The sequence below is a fragment of the Mycolicibacterium elephantis DSM 44368 genome (assembly GCF_004014805.1).
Lineage (GTDB): Bacteria > Actinomycetota > Actinomycetes > Mycobacteriales > Mycobacteriaceae > Mycobacterium > Mycobacterium elephantis.
Genome location: NZ_ATDN01000055.1, coordinates 1 through 1,609, shown reverse-complemented (window position 1 = coordinate 1,609; position 1,609 = coordinate 1). Strand labels below are relative to the sequence as shown.

At 57.9% G+C, this 1,609-nt stretch carries 1 rRNA gene; it reads left to right on the top strand.

The annotated features are described in order from the left end of the window. The first annotated feature begins 74 nt into the window (after positions 1–74). Positions 75–1,597, top strand: a 16S ribosomal RNA gene (locus MELE44368_RS22795). Positions 1,598–1,609: the final 12 nt, after the last annotated feature.

Here is a 1,609-nt window from a genome sequence, read left to right as displayed (position 1 = left end):
TTTTTTGCTGCACTCCTTTTCCCCGTTTAGGGGTGTGGTTTTTTGTTTTGCCAGATGTTTTCTCTGGGCGTTTTTGTTTGGAGAGTTTGATCCTGGCTCAGGACGAACGCTGGCGGCGTGCTTAACACATGCAAGTCGAACGGAAAGGCCCCTTTGGGGGTGCTCGAGTGGCGAACGGGTGAGTAACACGTGGGTGATCTGCCCTGCACTTTGGGATAAGCCTGGGAAACTGGGTCTAATACCGAATACACCCTGCTGGTCGCATGGCCTGGTGGGGGAAAGCTTTTGCGGTGTGGGATGGGCCCGCGGCCTATCAGCTTGTTGGTGGGGTGATGGCCTACCAAGGCGACGACGGGTAGCCGGCCTGAGAGGGTGTCCGGCCACACTGGGACTGAGATACGGCCCAGACTCCTACGGGAGGCAGCAGTGGGGAATATTGCACAATGGGCGCAAGCCTGATGCAGCGACGCCGCGTGGGGGATGACGGCCTTCGGGTTGTAAACCCCTTTCAGTACCGACGAAGCGTAAGTGACGGTAGGTACAGAAGAAGCACCGGCCAACTACGTGCCAGCAGCCGCGGTAATACGTAGGGTGCGAGCGTTGTCCGGAATTACTGGGCGTAAAGAGCTCGTAGGTGGTTTGTCGCGTTGTCCGTGAAAACTCACAGCTTAACTGTGGGCGTGCGGGCGATACGGGCAGACTGGAGTACTGCAGGGGAGACTGGAATTCCTGGTGTAGCGGTGGAATGCGCAGATATCAGGAGGAACACCGGTGGCGAAGGCGGGTCTCTGGGCAGTAACTGACGCTGAGGAGCGAAAGCGTGGGGAGCGAACAGGATTAGATACCCTGGTAGTCCACGCCGTAAACGGTGGGTACTAGGTGTGGGTTTCCTTCCTTGGGATCCGTGCCGTAGCTAACGCATTAAGTACCCCGCCTGGGGAGTACGGCCGCAAGGCTAAAACTCAAAGGAATTGACGGGGGCCCGCACAAGCGGCGGAGCATGTGGATTAATTCGATGCAACGCGAAGAACCTTACCTGGGTTTGACATGCACAGGACGCGTCTAGAGATAGGCGTTCCCTTGTGGCCTGTGTGCAGGTGGTGCATGGCTGTCGTCAGCTCGTGTCGTGAGATGTTGGGTTAAGTCCCGCAACGAGCGCAACCCTTGTCTCATGTTGCCAGCACGTCATGGTGGGGACTCGTGAGAGACTGCCGGGGTCAACTCGGAGGAAGGTGGGGATGACGTCAAGTCATCATGCCCCTTATGTCCAGGGCTTCACACATGCTACAATGGCCGGTACAAAGGGCTGCGATGCCGTGAGGTGGAGCGAATCCTTTCAAAGCCGGTCTCAGTTCGGATCGGGGTCTGCAACTCGACCCCGTGAAGTCGGAGTCGCTAGTAATCGCAGATCAGCAACGCTGCGGTGAATACGTTCCCGGGCCTTGTACACACCGCCCGTCACGTCATGAAAGTCGGTAACACCCGAAGCCGGTGGCCTAACCCGCAAGGGAGGGAGCCGTCGAAGGTGGGATCGGCGATTGGGACGAAGTCGTAACAAGGTAGCCGTACCGGAAGGTGCGGCTGGATCACCTCCTTTCTAAGGAGCACC